Source organism: Mesorhizobium sp. M0437 (genome assembly GCF_040321335.1).
GTDB lineage: Bacteria > Pseudomonadota > Alphaproteobacteria > Rhizobiales > Rhizobiaceae > Mesorhizobium.
Map to the genome: position 1 here is coordinate 154082 of NZ_JAMYRK010000002.1, position 19054 is coordinate 173135.

The 19054-nt window shown below is 60.9% G+C and carries 17 protein-coding genes; 1 reads left to right on the plus strand and 16 read right to left on the minus strand.

Translation table 11 applies throughout. From position 1 onward, the window contains the following. Nucleotides 1-45 precede the first annotated feature (45 nt). The 6 genes from NKI72_RS02075 to NKI72_RS02100 all read right to left on the minus strand — a co-directional run bounded on the left by NKI72_RS02075 (nucleotide 46) and on the right by NKI72_RS02100 (nucleotide 4172). Nucleotides 46-612, minus strand: coding sequence for a CBS domain-containing protein (locus NKI72_RS02075; RefSeq protein WP_352849880.1), 567 nt, complete (start codon nucleotides 610-612; stop codon nucleotides 46-48). Between the two features lie 8 nt (nucleotides 613-620). Beyond that, a complete protein-coding gene (locus NKI72_RS02080; RefSeq protein WP_352449835.1) occupies nucleotides 621-1142 on the minus strand; it encodes a carboxymuconolactone decarboxylase family protein in 522 nt (173 codons plus the stop codon). Between the two features lie 266 nt (nucleotides 1143-1408). Next, on the minus strand, nucleotides 1409-2056 hold the full coding sequence (locus tag NKI72_RS02085; RefSeq protein ID WP_352849858.1) for an HD domain-containing protein: 648 nt from the start codon (nucleotides 2054-2056) through the stop codon (nucleotides 1409-1411). A 51-nt stretch (nucleotides 2057-2107) separates the two neighbouring features. Then, nucleotides 2108-2509, minus strand: a complete 402-nt coding sequence (locus tag NKI72_RS02090) for a cupin domain-containing protein (RefSeq protein WP_352470610.1) — start codon at nucleotides 2507-2509, stop codon at nucleotides 2108-2110. Between the two features lie 46 nt (nucleotides 2510-2555). After that, nucleotides 2556-3314, minus strand: coding sequence for an SDR family oxidoreductase (locus tag NKI72_RS02095; RefSeq protein ID WP_352849859.1), 759 nt, complete (start codon nucleotides 3312-3314; stop codon nucleotides 2556-2558). A gap of 66 nt (nucleotides 3315-3380) precedes the next feature. Then, nucleotides 3381-4172 carry an alpha/beta fold hydrolase gene (locus tag NKI72_RS02100; protein ID WP_352849860.1) on the minus strand — a complete coding sequence of 264 codons (792 nt, stop codon included), beginning with the start codon at nucleotides 4170-4172 and terminating at the stop codon, nucleotides 3381-3383. 370 nt (nucleotides 4173-4542) lie between these two features. On the opposite strand from NKI72_RS02100, the gene NKI72_RS02105 reads away from it, so the two are divergent. Continuing rightward, complete coding sequence (locus tag NKI72_RS02105; protein WP_352612459.1) at nucleotides 4543-4770, plus strand: DUF680 domain-containing protein; 228 nt, start codon at nucleotides 4543-4545, stop codon at nucleotides 4768-4770. Nucleotides 4771-5036: 266 nt separating this feature from the next. On the opposite strand, the gene NKI72_RS02110 is transcribed toward NKI72_RS02105, so the two are convergent. The 10 genes from NKI72_RS02110 to NKI72_RS02155 all read right to left on the minus strand — a co-directional run bounded on the left by NKI72_RS02110 (nucleotide 5037) and on the right by NKI72_RS02155 (nucleotide 18816). After that, nucleotides 5037-5786: a glucose 1-dehydrogenase gene (locus NKI72_RS02110; RefSeq protein WP_352612457.1), complete on the minus strand. Its 750-nt coding sequence runs from the start codon at nucleotides 5784-5786 to the stop codon at nucleotides 5037-5039. A gap of 113 nt (nucleotides 5787-5899) precedes the next feature. Continuing rightward, nucleotides 5900-6145: a hypothetical protein gene (locus tag NKI72_RS02115; protein ID WP_352470615.1), complete on the minus strand. Its 246-nt coding sequence runs from the start codon at nucleotides 6143-6145 to the stop codon at nucleotides 5900-5902. A gap of 13 nt (nucleotides 6146-6158) precedes the next feature. Then, nucleotides 6159-7139: an alpha/beta fold hydrolase gene (locus NKI72_RS02120; RefSeq protein WP_502893737.1), complete on the minus strand. Its 981-nt coding sequence runs from the start codon at nucleotides 7137-7139 to the stop codon at nucleotides 6159-6161. A gap of 560 nt (nucleotides 7140-7699) precedes the next feature. Next, the gene (locus NKI72_RS02125) at nucleotides 7700-8383 is read right to left on the minus strand and encodes a response regulator transcription factor (RefSeq protein ID WP_031211078.1); all 684 of its coding nucleotides are present in this window, start codon (nucleotides 8381-8383) and stop codon (nucleotides 7700-7702) included. Further along, nucleotides 8373-8762, minus strand: coding sequence for a response regulator (locus NKI72_RS02130; protein ID WP_352849861.1), 390 nt, complete (start codon nucleotides 8760-8762; stop codon nucleotides 8373-8375). The genes NKI72_RS02125 and NKI72_RS02130 overlap by 11 nt, the downstream gene beginning before the upstream one ends. Before the next feature lie 2 nt (nucleotides 8763-8764). After that, a complete protein-coding gene (locus NKI72_RS02135) occupies nucleotides 8765-9406 on the minus strand; it encodes a response regulator transcription factor (RefSeq protein WP_352470618.1) in 642 nt (213 codons plus the stop codon). After that, nucleotides 9403-12240 carry a sensor histidine kinase gene (locus tag NKI72_RS02140; RefSeq protein WP_352849881.1) on the minus strand — a complete coding sequence of 946 codons (2838 nt, stop codon included), beginning with the start codon at nucleotides 12238-12240 and terminating at the stop codon, nucleotides 9403-9405. The genes NKI72_RS02135 and NKI72_RS02140 overlap by 4 nt, the downstream gene beginning before the upstream one ends. 372 nt (nucleotides 12241-12612) lie before the next feature. Next, on the minus strand, nucleotides 12613-15741 hold the full coding sequence (locus tag NKI72_RS02145; RefSeq protein WP_352849862.1) for a PAS domain-containing protein: 3129 nt from the start codon (nucleotides 15739-15741) through the stop codon (nucleotides 12613-12615). Nucleotides 15742-16144: 403 nt separating this feature from the next. Then, complete coding sequence (locus tag NKI72_RS02150; RefSeq protein ID WP_352612454.1) at nucleotides 16145-17725, minus strand: MFS transporter; 1581 nt, start codon at nucleotides 17723-17725, stop codon at nucleotides 16145-16147. Then, nucleotides 17722-18816, minus strand: a complete 1095-nt coding sequence (locus NKI72_RS02155) for an HlyD family secretion protein (protein WP_352470621.1) — start codon at nucleotides 18814-18816, stop codon at nucleotides 17722-17724. Before NKI72_RS02155 ends, NKI72_RS02150 begins: the two co-directional genes overlap by 4 nt. Between the last annotated feature and the right edge of the window lie 238 nt (nucleotides 18817-19054).

Below are 19054 nucleotides of genomic sequence, written 5' to 3' on the forward strand. Positions count from 1 at the left end.
AGACGCCGATACATACTTCCGTATATTCAATCGCGAGACGATGCTCTATTGATAGCCGATCCCGCTGATGTAGTTGGCAAGCAGCCGTTCCTGCAGTTCCTCTTGTTTGAAGAGCGCCTTCATCGCATCACGGATATCGAGGACGCCTAGCGGTTTCGAGTCGGCCCCGAGCACCGGCACATTCTGCAGGCCTTGCGCGGCCATGGTCTGCCAGACTGAATGAAGATCATCATCGGGACCACAGGACACGATGGACCTGCTCATCAAAGCCGCAATCGGCGCTTCTGTTGGCCCTGAATTCGCCAGATGGCGGACAAGGTCGGACTTGCTCAGCACGCCTGCCGCCTCCCCACTGCCGTGGCACACCACGACCAGGCCTATTGCGGGCCTGGAAAGTGAGAGTGCCGCACTGCGGAGTGGAGCGTCGACATCGACCACCATGAGACGGGCCGATATTACTGGATGCAGATTGTCAATTCGCATGACGCCCTCCTGAGAGCGCCTCGCGGCCGCGGCCGCGGGGCTGGGATCGGTTCCAGTGTTGGTTGCCGAGCTCGGCGCCTTCGTCCGGCCGGTCAGAATGGCGCGCAAACAAGCGCCATTCTGACCCATTCCAAAGATTAGCTCAGTGCTGCTTTGCTCAGGCCAAACTTCGCATCGCCCGAGCCCGGGACGGGTTTGAAGCCGATATTCAGACGGTTCCAAGAGTTGACCGCCATGACAACGAAGGTCAGATCGGAGATTTCCTTCTCGGAAAGCTGCGACCTGACTCGATCGTAGATCTCGTCGGGGACACCCTGCTCGGGCAGCTTGGTCAAGACTTCCGTCCATGCCAAGGCTGCGCGCTCGCGAGGAACGAACAAGGTCGAATCCCGCCAGGCTGCCAGGTGGTAAAGGCGCAGTTCGCGCTCGCCATGGATCTTCGCCTGTTTGACGTGCATATCGAGGCAGAAGGTGCACCCGTTCAGCTGCGCGGCTCGGACTGCAACAAGGTCGCGGATTGGCTCTTCGATCGACCCCTCTCGCGTCGCACCAAGAAATTCAATAAATTTCTTTAGAAGTTCCGGCGACTGCTCCGCATAACTCGCGCGTTGGGCGACGGCTTTTCCTTTCGGAGCGACCGGTGGCGCTGCAATATTCATTACTTATCTCCTTGAGGTGTTTGCAATCCATTGCAGCGTAAGGATGACCGATGAGAGGAACTGTTGCTATCGTGCCGATGATATGTATTGCCACTCGATTGGGCTGGGGCGCCTAAACCGAAGTATAGGAGGTGGAAATTGGCACCTGACCGCTGCCCTCGGCAATTCGCTTTGCCGCATGCATCCGACAGACGCACAGCGTTTGGGTCACTTGAAGGGCAAGGCTGAACCGACCGGTGTCGATAGAACCTGGATCGAAACTGCGTTCACTCTTCAAAGGGAGCGTTCATCACAAGATCAACTGCCGAAGTCGCCTTGTAGCCTGAAACAAAGCGCTCGCCGAAGTCCCGGGCAAAGTTGTCGTAGGTGGTTTCGGGCCTGATCTCGGCGATATGGCAAAAGCATCGCGTCATCCGCCGCTTCATCCCGAGGCGCGGAAATTCGCCAACGATCTTTGCAATCTCGGCTGACGAAACGAGGCTGTATTGCAAGCCGACGACATCGAGGCAGATGCCGGCTGTGCACAGCGCCACCTCAGCCTCCTTGTAGAGGCCAATCGACGGCGTCGAGTTGAGGGCGACGCTGTCCCAGATCAATTGGGCGCGCCGCTCGTCGAAGCCGCCCTCCCGAACGAAGGCGCGGGCGAGATCGGCGCCTTCCACTTCGAAACGGCGCGGCCCGGCGAAGTCCTCATTGAGCGCGACGTCATGCAACAGGGTTGCAACCGCAACAACCTCCGCGTCGTGCTGGATATTCTGAATCTGTCCGATCCGGGCCGCGAAAAGCCAGGATCGGACCACGTGGTTGAACAGGTAGGGTTCACATCGAGCGCGGGCATGTTCGATCGCTCGGCCAACAAGCGGAGTATCGGGGACCAAAATCCCCGCAAGTGTGCGGATGGCGATCGAATTCATGTCACTGACCGTCCCTTCGCGTACGCCCCGATGGTCCTGGGGGCTACGATTTCATTTCGCGTTCGTCGTCAGTTCCGTCTCGCTGGTGTCGACGACGAAAATAGCAAGCAGACGAGCGCCTTCCGTCTTGCTGGCGTTTTCGCTGACGGCATGACGGTCGCCAGGGAATTCCGAGAAACTCTCGCCGGCGCGATAAGTCTTCACCGGCCCGTCATTGACCTGGCTTCGGATCGCCCCCTGCAGGACCGTGGCATAGATGAACGCGGATTTGGGATGGGTATGAGCCGGCGACGTACCCCCAGGCGCGTACTCGACGAGCACGGCTTTCATGCTCTTGCCGGGCACGTTTGGCAGAGCCTGGTCGTAGACAAGCTTCACGCTGGCGGCGTCATTGGCCATTGCTGCGGTGACGGAAGCGGCGGTGAGCGCGGCGCAGAGAAGTGTTTTGATCATGTCTGGTCTCCTTGTTGTGCGAATGGCGGGCCTATCCGATGATTACTTACTTCGGTGGTGTGTATCGGCTGAGCCAATCATCGAAACGCACGGCGCCGATGCGCGCGTTCTCGCCGGGCACCAGCGTTCGATCGTCGATTGCCACTTGGCCGTAGTAGAGCGCGCCGGGATCCGGGACGACTTTGCGCGGGTCCTTGGTGGCCTTCAGGAAGCGCTCGACAAGTTCGCTCATGCGAACACGCTCCGGGCCGGCAATTTCGATCATGCCGTTCAACGGCGCGGCAAGCGCGACGTCCGCCATCGCATCGGCAACATTATCAGCCGCCATGGGTTGGAAGTAGGCCGGCGACATATGAATGGTATCCCCGACGGCGCCCGTGTTTGCGATGGCGGCGGTGAATTCGAAGAATTGAGTGGCGTGAACGATGGTGTAGGGAATTCCGGACTCCCTGATCAGCTTTTCCTGAAGCAACTTGCCGCGGAAATAGCCCATGCCCTGCAGCCGGTCGGTACCGACGACCGACAGCGCCACGTGATGACGGACGCCGGCGGCCGTTTCGGCGGCAAAAAGATTACGCCCGGATGCCGAGAAGAACTCCAGGGCAGCCTTTTCCTCGAACGACGGCGAGTTCGCGAGGTCGATGACGACCTGCGCACCGGCAAGCGCGGCCGCCAGACCCTCTCCCGTAACGGTGTTGACGCCCGAATTCGGCGACGCCGCAAGTACGTCGTGGCCTTTGTTTCGCAGTCTCTCCACGGTCTTTGAACCGATCAGCCCGGTTCCGCCGATGACGACGAACTTCATGTCTGGTCTCCTGGTGTTGCGTGTCTATTTTCGTTGCTCGATCGGATGCTGGGCGTTTCCGGCCTGCTACTGACTGACCGATGCAGCAGCATCCTCGATGAGTGACGTGACCTCGTCGGGATGCGAAACCATGAGCGCGTGGGACGCACCCTCGATGACGACGGTCTTTACCGCGTGCGCACGCTTGGCCATGAAGCTCATGACGGCTGCCGGGATGTTGCGGTCATCCGAGCCGTAGATCATGTAGGACGGCAGCGTCTTCCATGAGGCGACGCCCGAGGCTTCAGCCAGAGCCGCCTGCGCAACAGGGCGTTGAGTGGCAGCCATCAGCAAAGTCTGCTCTTGCGGAACGTCGGCGGCGAACTGCGCGCGGAACTTGGCCGGCTCGATGAAGAGGTCTTGTCCGCCGTCCGGCAACACGACTGGAGCAAGCGCGCTCCCCAAGGTGCTACCGGGAAACATGCTGGACAACGTAAGGCTCGATTCGCCCGTATCGGGCGCGAAACCCGCCACGTAGACCAACGCCTTCACATTGGGATTGCCATTGGCGGCCTCGGTGATGACGGGCCCGCCATAGGAATGCCCCACCAGCACGACCGGCCCGGAAACCGACCGGACGATGGCTGAGACTGCTTTCGCATCGCTGGCAACGCCGCGGAGCGGATTAGCTGCGGCTATCGCCACATAACCGTCTTTGCTGAGCTTGGTGATGACTGCATCCCAGCTCGACGATTCCGCGAAGGCGCCGTGCACCAGTACGATCGTCGGCTTGGGCTGAGAATTCGCGGCCTGCGCCATCCCGCCGCCCGACGCGGCAAGCGCTGCGGTGAGGGCCAGGACTCGAGTTATGTTTCGCATTTGCTTTCTCCCGTGTCGCCTGTGGTGACCAATGCTCAGGAGAATGCGCCGACGCGGCCCGCCAACCTATTGTGCGGAAGGGTCTGTCATACAATGCCAAGGTGCAGGGTAGGTCACCGGGGAGATCAGGTGCCCTGCAGCAAATTGAGGTATCTATGCCGGGTGTGCATTGTCGGCGGTCGCCGGAACAGACACTGAGGGCGCGCCGCAAAGCCTCCTCTCGTCAACGACATAGTCCCTGGCCTTCGGCCTGAATCGCCCAATGCCTTCGTATGGATCAAACAGCCGGACCGTCTGATCGTGTCGCTGCGTCACGACATTTATATTTGTATGGGTGAATACCATCCAAGCCATCAATGGAGTTACTGAAATGAAAATGACAGTCCTTGCTGTCGCCGTGCTTGTTATTACAGCAGGAAGCGCCACTGCCGGAAGCGACCACTATGGATCAAACGGATCCCAGCAGCCTGCGACTGCGTCTTACAACATGTATACATCCTCGATCAAAAAAATGAACAATGATATCGGGGTGCCGAAAACCGTACGCAAGCCGACTGTTCCCAACGATGAATATGGCCAGGGCATCTGGGGTCACTGATCCCGACCTACAGAAAATTGAAGGACCGGGGCGAGACCTCGGTCCTTCCGCCGTATCGGCGAGCCGACTTCTCTCTTGCGCGTCGATCCCTGCAATGCGACTTGCTGCTTACGTGGCTCAATTTGCGGCACGTCGACAAAACGTCTCGCCTCCGACCTATTTGGCGCGACTCGTGCGGCAGCTTCCCGGAAAATCGTCTTGAGGATGACCGATTGCTCAGCCATTTATTCGGAAGTCTATTGGCGCGACGACATCGCAGTCGTGGCTCAGAGCACTGCCATCCCGCCGTCGACCCGCAGATTGATGCCCGTTACGAAACTGCTCGCGTCCGAGGCAAGGAACAGGGCGGCTTTTGCCAGCTCTTCCGGCTGCCCCATCCGGCCCAGGGGTATTGCCTCTGCCATCGCCTTTTCAAACAGCCCGCGCTGCTCAAACGGTATGCCTAGCTTATCGAGAATAGCCGTATCCACCGGACCTGGGCTGAGCACGTTGACCCGGATGCCGCGAGACTTCAGTTCGATCGCCCAAGCGCGCGCAAAGGCATTTATGGCCGCCTTCGAGCCCGCGTAAACAGCATGACCGTCCAGAACCTTCTCGCTGGCCAGCGAGCCTGTGAGGATGATTGCGCCGCCATTCCGCATGATCGGAATCAGCTTCTGGACGCCGAAGAAGACGCCTCGCGTATTGACGGCAAATTGCGCATCATATTCCGCCTCGGAGACGTCGGCCGAGTGCGTGATGGTGTTTATGCCGGCGTTCGCCATATAGATGTCGAGCGCCCCGAACCTCTGACGGATCTGTTGCGCTACCTCGTCATGGTGCGACACCTCGGCCACATTTCCCTGAATGCCCAGCGCGCCTGCCCCGATCTGTGCGACCGCTTCCTCGACCGCCTGCCGCCGGCGGCCTGTAATGACGACTTGCGCGCCCTCGGCCGCAAAGATTTTTGCAGCCGATAGTCCGATCCCGCTGTTCCCGCCGGTGACCACCGCGATCTTGCCCAAGAGTACGCCCATTTCGTTCCTGCCTTCGAAAAATAGCGCCGGTGCTGCTGCGATAGTCGCAACTGCTGGCCAAGAAAATTTCACGCCTAATTGAGACCGCCAAAATGAGCGGCAATCGCAAACGGCTAGCGATTGATAAACTCCCGGTGCTTAGCCAGTTTGACGTCTTGGAGAGCGCTTTGGCCATCAAGGCAGAACAAGCGCGCGGCGGCGACCCCCGACAGCGCGACGTAGTGTCGAACGCCGGCGATCGCCTCCGGGCTGCACAGGCGCAGTTGCCCGAGTGGCAGCCGTGGCGCAGCATATGTTTCGCGCCCCTGCCAGCGCTCCAGCTCGATGGCGCAGTGGTTCGGTTCCACAATCCGGGACATGAGCCGACAGAAGCTATCCTTTGATGAAGGCGAGCAGGTCAGCATTGACCTGATCTTGGTGCGTGGCCGTGATCCCGTGGGGCGCGCCGGGGTAATAAATATCCTTTGCGCCTTTGATCAATCGGGCCGACTTGACTGCCGAGTCCTTGACGGGGACGATCTGGTCGTCTTCGCCATGCAGGACGAGGGTTGGTACGTCGAATTTCTTGAGGTCCTCGGTAAAATCGGTCTCGGAGAACGCCTTGACGCTTTCGTACGCGTTCACGAGACCCGCCTGCATGCTCCAGAGCCAGAACTGATCCAGAGTCCCCTGGGAAACCTTGGCGCCTGGCCTGTTCGCGCCATAAAACAACGGTGCGAGGTCCCGGTAGTACTGCGACCGATCCTTGACGAGGCCAGCCCTTATGCCGTCGAATACCTCGATCGGCAGGCCTTCCGGATTGGCCGGCGTCTTCACCATGATCGGCGGAACAGCGGCGATAAGAACAGCCTTGGCCACCCGCTTCGTCCCGTGCCGTCCGATATAGCGAGCAACCTCGCCTCCTCCGGTCGAATGGCCGACCAGCGTGGCGTTCCGGAGATCCAGCGCCTCGATCACGGCTGCAAGATCGTCCGCATAGCCGTTCATGTCGTTGCCGGACGTGGCCTGGCTCGATCGGCCATGGCCGCGCCGGTCATGCGCAACGACGCGAAAGCCGTTATGGGCAAGAAAGAGCATCTGGCCGTCCCAGGCGTCGGAATTCAGCGGCCAGCCGTGCGAAAACGTGACGACAGGACCCTTGCCCCAATCCTTGTAGTAGATTTCGGTGCCATCCTTGGTCGTGATGGTGCTCATCGTCTTGGTTCCTTTGATTGAGGGGGAAGAGGGAAGGTTTTGTTTTCGGCTCGTTGCCGAAGCAGCGCGGGGCAGTCCGGCGGCTGCCGTAGAGATCAGGCCTGCCAACATGACATCGCGGCGAGATCCGCCGACGGAGAAAAGTCCGTCTTTGTTCATCGTGTCCATCCATGTGCTTTGAACGTCCTGCTCACCATCACGACCGTCGAGTCGGCCTGAGCGGTCGCGTTCGGGGAGGAGCGAGCGAGGAGCGGTAGAAACGCGACGGTCGTGATGGCTTGCGAGGAACAGGATGCACCGATCCGGGCCGCGAACCTACTCTACGGAGGCATCTGTCATACGATGCCAAGGTGCAGGGCAGGCACGCCGAAGATAGGGCCGGGCTAAGGCAAGCTCTTATAGACACACGTCAATTAGGCTTGGGTAGCGGCGCGGGGACCGACGCGGCATGGCCGGCGTCAGTTGCTGTTGCATGAAATGTTGCGCGTTTTTCGGTCAGGCTGGCGCTGCCAAAGAGCGCCGCTCAGTAGTAACCGATGTTTGGCGCGGGCCTTGCCGCGAAACACCAAACAGGACCACCGATGTACATCAGGATCACCCGCAGCAGGACGAGCGTATCAACAGGCAGGAAGGCCTGGGCGCGCTGAGAAAGCACCTGAAATGGCCCGGCGCGCCGGGCGATCCTATTGGATGGGGCATGGATCGGCTTGTGCCAAATTCTAGACCTCGCGCATCGGCGCGGGCAGCGTTTCCCACGCCCGGATCAGCTCACCGATGGAAGCGGCTTCCATCTTGCGCATGACATTGCCGCGGTGAAGCTTGACCGTCACTTCACTGATGCCGAGGTCGAAGGCGATCTGCTTGTTGAGGCGCCCGCGCGCCACTTCACGCAGGACCTCGCGCTCGCGCGGCGTCAGCGTCTCGACGCGCTCGATGTTGCGCTTGACGATCACGGCATCCGCCCGCCGCTTGGCATCCACCGCAATGCCGGCGATCACAGCGTCAAGCAGCGTCTGATCCCGCACCGGTTTGGTGAGAAAGTCCACGGCGCCGGCCTTCATCGCCTGGACAGTCATCGGGATGTCGCCATGCCCGGTCAGGAAGATGATGGGTTTGGGGTTGCCGTTTTTCGCAAGATGGTGCTGCAGATCGAGACCGCTCGTCCCTGGCATGCGCACGTCGAGGATCAAGCAGCCGGGGCTCTCCAACACGTCGGCGTCAAGCAATTCACGGGTTGAGGTAAAGCACACCGGCAGGAAACCCGCCGACAGGATCAATTCAGACAGCGCCTCCCGAACAGAGGCATCATCATCGACAATGATGACCAGCGGCTGCTCGGCTTCAGCCCTTCGCTGCTGTGATGACGGCGTCGATCTCGGTAAGGGCAATTGGTCAACTCTCATGTTTAGCCTCCGTTTCTGGGTTGCGCAAAGCGTCGCCGATCGCCGTAAGCAGTGCCTGGCCATCGAACGGCTTGCGGAAAAGCCTGCCAATGCCCTTGGCGCGGTGCTGATCCACTATCTCGTGGCGGCCGGTGATCAGGAACACAGGCAGATCCGGACGCGCCTTCTTGACCAAGTCGCGAAGTTCAAAGCCGTCCATGCCGGGCATCCCGATGTCGGTGATAAGCATGTCCAATCCAGACAGGCCGCTGACCAGTAACGACCCTGCCGACGAGAAGCTGCGGGCCACATAGCCGGCGGACTCCAGAAGGTCCTCCAGCGACTCGAGCAGCCTTGGGTCATCGTCGACAATCGCCACGACAGGCCTCCGCTTGCTCACCCTCAGTTCCCCCCTGCCCGGCGCGAGTGCGTGATCGGTATTCCCAATCGCTCGGCGATGCGAACGAGGTCGGCGAGCGACGCCGCGACCATCTTCTGCATGACGTTCCTTCTATGAATTTCCAGCGTAACTTCGCTGATCCCCAGTTCAGCGGCCGCCTGCTTGTTGAGCAGACCGCTGACCACCAGCGGCAGCACCTCACGTTCGCGCGGCGTCAGCTCGAGATAACGTTGCTTCAACACGCCCAGCTCGGCGCGCTCCGATCGCTGTACCCGATCCTGGGCAATCGCCGCATGGATTGCGGCCATGAGGTCTGCATCGCTGAAGGGCTTAGTCAGGAAATCCACGGCGCCGTGCTTGATCGCACGCACCGAGGACGGGATATCGCCATGTCCCGTCAGGAAAACGATCGGTGGATGATCGCCCTCGGCAATCTGCCGCTGCAGATCGAGGCCGTTAATATCCGGCAACTCGATATCGAGGATGAGGCAGGCAGGGACGTCCGGCTTGTCAGCGCGGATATAATCGCCCGCCGATCCGAACGCTACGGCACACATGCCGTGTGCAGCCAGCAGCTCGCTGAGCGCCTCCCGAATGCGTTCATCGTCATCTACGATGAAGACAATTTGGCCGTCCGTCGTCATGACGCCGCTTTCGCTTCAATCGGCAACGTGAAGATAAACGTCGCTCCACGTGGTTCGTTCTTCTCGACCCATAAACGCCCGCTGTGCGACTCGATGATCGAACGGCAGATCGCTAGTCCCATGCCCATCCCTTGCTCTTTCGTGGTAAAGAACGGTTCGAATATCCGGTCGGGAAACTCGATGCCCCGGCCGCGATCTCTGACTTCGGTCTGGACAACATCCCCGATATGGCGCACGCGGATGCTGATAACTCCGTCATCCGCACCAGAGTCCATCGCCTCCATGCCGTTGCGGATGAGATTGACCAGAACCTGCTGGATTTGGACGCGATCGAACGCGACTAGCGGACTGTCGCTTCCGACATCAACGCTGGTGCGAACGCCCCGCCGCATCGCTTCCTCGGCCACGAGGTCGCGTGCCTCTGTGATGACACTGCTGAGCGTCGCATTGGTCCTCGTCTCGGTGGATTGCTTGAACAGCGCGCGGATGCGGCCGACGACGTCCGCCGCCGAATTGGCGTCCCGGATTATGCGCTCGGCCGTAATCTTCGCGCGTTCGACGTTCGGAGGGGCGGCGGACAGCCAACGGTGGCATGCATGGGAATTGGCGACGATCGCGGCCAGCGGCTGATTCACCTCGTGCGCGATCGAAGCGGAAAGCTCGGCGAGACTTGCAGCCTGAGTGGCTTGCGCGAGTTTGTCGGAGGCTTGTCGCAGCGCTTCCTGGGCGCGCACCTCTTCGTCGATGTCGAGGGAAACCCCGTACCATTGCACAACCGCCCCGTCTTCATCACGCCGCGGCTCCACCCTGCACTCCGCCCAGCGATAGCCATCTGTTTCGCGCCAGCGAAACCGCATCGCGGAACCGCCGCCTGTTTCGAAACAGCTCAGCAACGTGCGCAGCACCTCGGGAGCATCTTCGGGATGAACCAGTTCTTGCAGCAATTCCTCGATGCGCGGCTCTCCGAGTGTTTCGAAATTGGCGATGACGGCGCGGAAATGGTCCTGGTATCGCTTGTTGAAGTAGACCGGCCCGCCGGTCGGCACCGCGCTCCAAATGCGGACCGGCACAGCGTCGATCATCTGCTGAAGCTGCAATTCGCTCCGCCGCAGGGCCTCTTCGGCTTGCATCTGATCGTCTATGTCGTGACAGAGGCCGTACCACTGCGCGATCAGGCCAGCGTGATCGCGCATCGGCTCCGCCCGGCTCGACATCCAGTGATAGATGCCATCGGCGCGGCGCAAGCGATACCTCATGGAGAAGCGCTCACCGGTGGCGAGGCAGTGACTGAGCGTATCGCCGAATGCTGCTGCGTCGTCCGGATGGACGATGGCCGCTATCATCGCCGCCAGCCGGCTGATGCCCTGTTTGTCCAAATCCGTTACGTCAAGGCCGAGAAAGTCGACCATTCGCTTGTTGAAAAAGGTCGGCTCGCCGTCCGGCGTCAGGCGCCAAACGTGGCTCGGAACCATGTCGACAAGCTGTGAGAGCTCCCGCTCCCGGTCGCGCAATGCCTCCTGCGCGCGCACCTCATCGTCGATGTCGATGCTGGCCGTGTACCATTGCACGATCGTCCCACTCTGGTTCCGCAGCGGCTCGGCGCGGCCCTCCCTCCAGCGGTACACGCCGTCCGCGCGACGCAGGCGATACCTTATGGGATAGGGTTCGCCGGTGGCGAGCGAGCGGCTGAGCCATTCTCTCATCCTGGGTCCATCGTCGGGATGGACGGCTGCCGCGACCAAGGTCGCCAGGCGGCTCGTGCCCGGCTCGTCCCAGTCCGCGATGTCGTTGAGGCCGATATAGTCTGTCGTGCGCTTGCTGAAGAAGGTTGGTTCGCCGTTGGGCGCCATGCGGGCGATGTGAGCGGGGATCATTTCGACCAGCAACGAGAGTTCTCGCTCCCGCTCCCGCAAGGTCTCCACACTTTGGCGCAAAGTGAGCACCGCCGCCTGATGCTGCCTGGAAATGGCGGCCACGACGAGCGCCGAAAATGCAGAGATGGCCAGAAAAAGCTGCAGCATGATCTGGTTGTGCTTCTGGGACTCGGGATCGCCGGCAAATTGGCTGGCGCCGGATATCGTGAATACCGCCGTGATCAGAGCGAGGACGGTCAATGCTACGGCGGCGCCTCTGAACTCAAAACGCACCGCGGCCCAAAGAAGAGGCGGCATGATGATGTAGGCGAAGGGCAGATAGCCGCTCAAGGAAAGGGCGGCGATACCAAGAAAGATCAGCCCCAGGACGCAAGCTTCCATCCATCGCGCTGCCGAGAGCTGCGCTTTGCCGCGCCAGTTCTGGAACACGACCAGCGCCAGTGGCGCTACGATCAGGACTCCCGTCGCGTCTCCGATCCACCACAGCGGCCAAGCCGTCACAAAGGTTTGCGATTGTATGCCAAACCAAGCAAGCGCCGCACTTCCCACCGTTGCGCTTGCAACTGGCGCAATTCCAGCGGCCAGTACGACGAATGCGAGAACGTCCCGCAACGTTTCCAGCCGAACTGGGCGCTTGCAGGTCTGGTTCACAAGCCATGCGCCGGATACCGCTTCAAGAGCGTTGCCGGCAAAGATCAGGAAGGCTGCGGGCAGCGGAGTGTGGAACCACAAGAAGTTGCTGAACAGTTCTGCCACACAGGCCCCCAGCACCCACCACGGCCAGCTATACCTGGAGGCGAAGACAAGAGTAGCGATGAAAAGCCCGCTCGGAGGCCAAATGGAAATCCCTGTTCCAGGTATGATTGCGAGCGACTGGGCGAAGCCGCAGCCCAGGACATAGGCCGTAATAAAAAGCCCCAGATGCAGGAATTGGGGACGGTGCGACCAGACGCGCGACAACCTGCCTCTTCCAAGATCGCTGATCATGTTGCCGCGAATCAGGCCCGGTTCACTCGTCGCGAAAGGTCGGCCACTTCCCGGTCCGGATCGGTTCAAGTCATGCGCTAACGCGAGCGTTGCGCTGGAATCGGTCTCGCCAAGTGAGTTGGGCGCTATCGTCATCGGGTGCCCCTAACGGACAAACAAACTCTGGAGATTGTCGGCGCTTCGTGTAGCACTTGCTCTTGATAGCTGGACTGGGCTGACGGACTCACGTCGCCACCCTAATCCCGCCACGCCCCAACCGCACCTCATGGAAATCCATGCATTGCACGGGGCGGCGGCGCCCCTTCACCGAGAGCCAAAAACCAAGCGCTTACTGAGCGCCGCCAGTTATTGCGCAGCTTTCGCTTCAACCGGGAGGGTGAAGATGAATGTCGCCCCACGCGGCATGCTATTCTCCGCCCAAAGGCGTCCGCCGTGAGACTCGATGATCGAACGGGAGATCGCGAGCCCCATGCCCATTCCGTTCCCTTTCGTTGTAAAGAACGGCTCGAATATCTTGTTGGGACGTTCGATACCCGGGCCTCGGTCGCGGACCTCGGTCTGGATCGTGTCCTCTATCCGGCGCACGCGCATTGCAAGAACCTTGTCGCCCGCCGTGGTGTCCATCGCCTCCATGCCGTTGCGAATGAGGTTGACCAGGACCTGCTGGATCTGGACGCGATCGAACGCAACGAGCGGAAGGTTGCTTTCGACGTCGATGTCCATGCGAACGCGACGCCGCATGGCTTCCTCGGCCATAAGGTCACGTGCTTCGGCAACGACGCTGGGGATCGGCGTGCTGGTTCTCATTTCAAGCGAAGGTCTGAACAAGGCACGGATGCGGCTGACGACATCCGCCGCCGAGTTGGCATCGCGGATGATACGCTCGGCCGTGATCTTCGCGCGCTCGACGTTCGGGGGCTCGGCGGACAGCCAACGGTGGCATGCGTTGGAGTTGGCGACGATGGCGGCCAGCGGCTGGTTCACCTCATGAGCGATGGATGCGGAGAGTTCGGCAAGGCTCGCCGCCTGGCTCGCACGCGCAAGTCTCTCTTGTGCCAGCCGAAGCTCCTCTTGTGTCCGCACCTCATTTTCGATGTCGAGGCAGATAACGTTCCACTGCACTATGGCGCCTTCAGCGTTGCGCATCGGCGCGGCGCGCGTCTCGACCCAGCGATATTCACCATCGAAGCGCCGCAGACGGTGCCGTCGCGCATACGGCTCGCCTGTGGACAGACAATCGGCATATCTCTCTTTGACACCTGTCAGGTCGTCGGGATGAACACCGGCGTCGAGTGTGCCAGCCAGCCGGGACTTTCCCGCTTCGTCCAATTCCTCAAGATTGTATCCGAGGAATTCGCGGAGCTGCTGGCTGCGATATATCGGTTCGCCATCCGGCGCGGCGCAATCGATCATTGCCGGCAGCGTTTCAACGAGCTGCCAGAGAGCCCGTTCTCTCTCGCGCAGCGCCTCTTCGACGCGCAGCTGATCGTCGATGTCGTGCGTAAGGCCGTACCATTGGACGATGCGTCCACCCTGGTCCCGCAGCGGCTCCGCGCGGCCCTCCATCCAACGATAAACGCCATCGGCACGGCGCAGGCGATACTTCATGAAGAATCGCTCGCCGGTGGCAAAGCAGCTGTCGAGTGCTTCCCTCAGGCTGGCTGCATCGTCGGGATGGACGACGGTGGCAATGAAGGCCGCCAGCCGGCTCGTGTCCGGCTTTTCCGCGTCCGCTATGTCCAGGCCGAGAAAATCTATCAGGCGCTTGTTGAAGAAGCTCGGCTCACCGTTGGGAGACAGCCGCCAGAGGTAGCTCGGAACCATGTTGACGAGTTGCGAGAGCTCTCGTTCCCGGTCGTGCAACGCGGCTTGCGTGGTCACCAGGTCATGGATGTCGACGCTCACGCCGTACCATTGGAGAATGCTGCCATCTTCGTCGCGCAGCGGCTCGGCGCGAGTCTCGGTCCAGCGATAGCGGCCGTCGGCCCGCCTCTGGCGATATCTCTGAACGTAAGGCACGCCCGTTGCGAATGAATGGCGGATCGCCTGCCGTGCGGTGTCGATATCGTCTGGATGGATCACGCTCAGCGACGGCGAGCCGTCCGGGGCGGTGATGTCGTGGAGCGTGGCCCCGGTTACATCGGTGAACCGTTTGTTGACGTAGGAAGGCGTCCCTTCCCGTGTCGTACTCCAGATCAAAGCGGGCACGGTGTCGATCAGCTGCTGAAGGCGCCGCTCACTTTTGCGCAACGCCGCCTGCGCGCGCACCTCATCGTCGATGTCGAGAGAAACCCCGTACCACTGCACGACCGTTCCGTCGTCATCGCGTCGCGGCTCGACCCTGCACTCAGCCCAGCGATAGGTGCCGTCTTTTTCGCGCCAGCGAAACCGCATCGCGGAGCCGCCGCCAGTTTCGAAACACCTCAGCAACGTGCGCTGCACCTCGGGCGCATCTTCGGGATGAATCACCTCGTGCAGCAACGTTTCGATTCCCGGCTCGCCGAGCGCGTCAAAGTTCGCGATAACGGAGCGGAAATGGTCCTGGTATCGCTTGTTGAAGTAGACCGGCCCGCCGGTCGGCATCACACTCCAGATGCGGACCGGCACGGCGTCGATCATGTGCTGAAGTTGCTGCTCGCTCTGCCGCAACGCCGCTTCGGCGTGCATCTGATCGTCTATGTCGTGACAGAGGCCGTACCACTGGACGATGCGGCCAGCGCCATCGCGCATCGGCTCCGCCCGGCTCGACATCCAGCGATAGACGCCATCGGCACGGCGCAGGCGATAGCGCATGGCGAAGCTCGCACCGGTAGCGAAGCAACCACGAAGTGCATCGCCGAATGCTGCCGCGTCGTCCGGATGAACGGCGGCCTGTATCATCACCGCCAGCCGGCTCATGCCCGGTCGGTCCAGATCCGCTACATCGAGGCCGAGAAAGTCGACCATGCGCCCATTGAAGAAGATCGGCTCGCCGTCTGGATCGAGCCGCCAGATGTGACTCGGGACCATGTCCACGAACTGCGAAAGTTCCCGCTCCCGGTCACGCAATGCTGACTCGGCCCGTTTCTGGTCCTCAATGTCTATTGTCGTGCCGTACCATTGAACGATGCGCCCCTGACTATCGCGAAATGGTCGTCCTGAGCTTCGAAACCAGCGATAGACGCCATCGGCGCGCCGCAGGCGATGCTCGGTATCATAGGGATCGCCGGTTTCGAGGCAATGCCGCCATCTGGCGGCTACGGGATCATAATCGTCGGGATGGACGGCTCGACGCCAGCCGAAATCATCGTCGTCTTCGGAAGTGTTGAGATCCTCATGCATGTTGCCGAGGAACGTCAGCGTGTTTGGGCTGACATAGGTGAATCTTCCGGCGGCATCGGCTGCCCACGCGTGGCCGGGCATGCTCTCGATGATTTGCAGCGCTAGCGTTGCTTCGGGCTCGATTTCGTCAAGTGAGTTGGACGCTGCTGTCATTGGCTTCTCCTGTCGGACAAAAAAGCCTTGGGACGGTCAGCGCTTGATATAGCACTTGTTTTCAATATCTGGACAGGCGAACTCACCGCCTAAATCTAGTTCCGCCATGCCTCGGCTGCATCTCATGGAAATCCATGCATTGCGCGGAGTTATCGCGCTGCGGGGGCCCCAACGATGGCCTCGCGCGAGGAGCGACGCGGATCGATGCATCAACACCTACCACTGGGAATACGAGCCGGACAGGTAAGACGCTCGGCTGCCTCTTCGTCGGCTGCAGAGTGAAACCGGAAAAACCTCTGCATTCGTCATCCCTGTCTCGTCCGGTTAACACGGCTCATGAGATAATCTGGAAGCCTCTCCCGACCAATACATCTGTTCCAAAGTACAGGGCGTGGACGCGGTTTTAGTTCTGCGGAGCGGCTTGGCGGCCGAGCAATTGTTTGGCGACAATGAGACAGGGCGCAGCGACCGCGAACAGCAGGACGAGCGCGAAGAAAGCTTCGTCGAACGAGATCGTGGCGACCTGCTTCTCAAGCGCGCGCTGCAGCAGCGGCAGGGCGGCCTTTGTCGCCGCAGTGCTGTCGACACTGTTCGCCAGAGCGTTCGCAGTTGCTCTCAAGCGCTGGTCTACGGCTGGATCGCCATTGACGAGGTGGGACGCCAGTATCGTCCGGTTGTGGACATTCTGGTGATCAATATACGTTTGCAAGAGGGCTGTGCCGGTCAGACCGCCCACCTGCTTGCCGAAGTTGAACAGCCCGATGCCAAACGGCAACGCATTGGCGGCAAGGCCCTGCAGCGTAACCAGCGTCAGTGCCACGAACAGAAGGCCGAGGCCGAATCCTCGCAGCAGCAGAGCAAGGGTCAGGTCCGGTGATCCGCTACCGCTCGTCGAAGCGGACAGCAGCCACATGGCACCTGCGAAGAGCAGAATGCCAAATGGCGCAAGCGTGATCGGGCGCATCCCGGTCCTTTGGATGACGAAGCCGGACAACAGAAGTCCAAGCGCGAGCATGGCTCCGCTGGGCAGCAGAAGCACTCCTGCGCCCGTCGCGGTAAAATCGAGCACGTTGAGGGCAAAAGCCGGAATAAGATAGGCGCTGCCTGAAAGGGCAGAGCCGGCGACGAAGCTGACGAGAAGGCCAAAGCGAAAGTCCGGATTGCCAAGGGGCGAGATGGCCAGCAGTGAGCCTTCTGAACGAAAGCGGGTCTCCCAGACGGCCAGGAGGCCGGCAGCCGTCATACCGGTTGCGGCAAGGAAGGTGATGTCGGTGTCGTCGAACCAGTTGAACCTGCTGCCTTGCAGCAGGACGTAGGTCAAAAGCGCGGCGCTGATGCCGAGCAACAATATCCTGACGGCAGGAAACCTGGTTTTCCGCCAAAAGGTCCGATCGCCGTCCGCCGCCAACAGGACAAGGGAGACGATGCCGAGCGGAATGATGCTCAGGAATATCCACTCCCAGGTCAGATGGTCGACAAGCCAGCCCTGCAGGGCCGGCGTGACGGTCGTCGGAGCCATGACGGCGCCTACGGCAAAAACCGCCTGAACGACCGGCTGATGCCGGTGCGGTAACCGAAAGAACAGCAGTGTCTGGCTGGCGACGAGAACTGTGCCGCCAGCCAGCCCTTGGACAATGCGGCAGATGCAAATCCAGGTGAGGTCCACCGACAACGTCAAGGCCGCGGATGCCAGCAGAAGGGTGACAACCGCCGCGCGCAGGCAGGCGGTCGGCCTGGCTGCCGTCACAAGTAGCGGAGCGACAAGGAACGCCGTCAGCTTGGCGGCGATGAAAACAACGTCGATCATCGCCAGTTCGTCCAACGTTGCGTAGGTGTCGCCGAGCATGTCGATCCGGCCGATGGACAGTGCAGTGGATGCGACCGCGTCCATGAAGGCGGCCAGCACGACGCCGGTTGCTATCAAGCAAGCGCGCAATGTACCGGGATGGCGCTGCACAGCCGCCGTTTCGGCGAGGTGCATCATTGTGCTGAGCGCCCGTCCGCAATCCCGCCTGTCTGCATTTCCTGCGCTACAGCCGGAGCATCCCTGGTGCCGACGGTGATGGCAACACGAGCCGAGAGTCCCGGAACCAGGCGGCCGGGCAACGGATTGCGCGTCATCCTGATCTTGACCGGCACACGTTGGACGACGCGGATGAAGTTTCCGGTGGCGTTGTCCGGCGGCAGCAGGCTGAATGCCGCGCCGCTACCGGGAGCGAAGCTGTCGACAAGGCCGTCGATTTGCAGATCTGGATATTCATCAACCATGACGCGGACCCGTTGGCCGATCTCAACCTGCTTCAGCTGTGTTTCCTTGAAGTTGGCAACGATCCAGACATCGTTAACCGGAACGATGTCCAAGGCTGCTGTCCCTGGCGTGACATAGCGGCCGACACGGATCTGGCGATTACCGACGATGCCGCCGACCGGGGCCCTCACGACGGTGTTGGCCAGGTCGAGCATTGCCAGGTCGAGCGCTGCCTGTGCCTGGGACAGGGCTGCCTGCGCACCGGACAACTGTGCATCCAGGACACCGAGCTTCAATTTTTGAGCCAGCAGATTGGCCTCTGCACCGTCCAGCGATGCCTTTGCCTTGTCATGGCCGGCCTGCGCATCCTGCAGCTTCTGATCGCTTGCGGTCCCGTTCTTCTGCAGCGTGACGTAGCGGTTCAGGTTGGCTCGGGCGAATTGCAGGTCGGCTGCGGCAGATTGCTTCTGCGCCTCAGCCTGCGCGATCAATGCGTCCTGCAGTTCACGGGTCGCCTTGATGTTGGCGATTTCCGCCTGCCGGGCGGCGACGTTGGCTTTCGCCTGCTCTGCCTTGGCCTTGTAGTCGCTGTCGTCGATGCGAAACAGGACAGCACCCTTTGACACACTGGCATTGTCGTCTATGTCGACTTCGACGACGTAACCGGCGAGCTTCGGCGCGATGCTGGTAATGTCTCCGCGGAGATAGGCGTTATCGGTCGTTTCCTCGAACCGGCCCCGCGTGAACCATTGCCAGCTCCAAATAGCTGCCATTGGAATCACCATGAGGGCGACGATAGCGATTGCGATCTTGCGGGCTCGGCTCATGATTGCCTCGACACCCGGTCGATGCGCTCGCTATCGAAGGAGGTATCCGCCTCCCGAAGAGCGAGATGTTCGGCAAGGCTGCAAACGCACGGTGCGCAGTACAGGTTCACGAGAACGTCTCCGTCGAGCTGCGGCTCTGCAGCAAAGCAGAACTGCAGAACGATCGCGGATTTCACGCCTCGCCGCTATCACGCGGACGAACATCCCATCTGCCCTGATCGGTAGTTCGTACTGAACC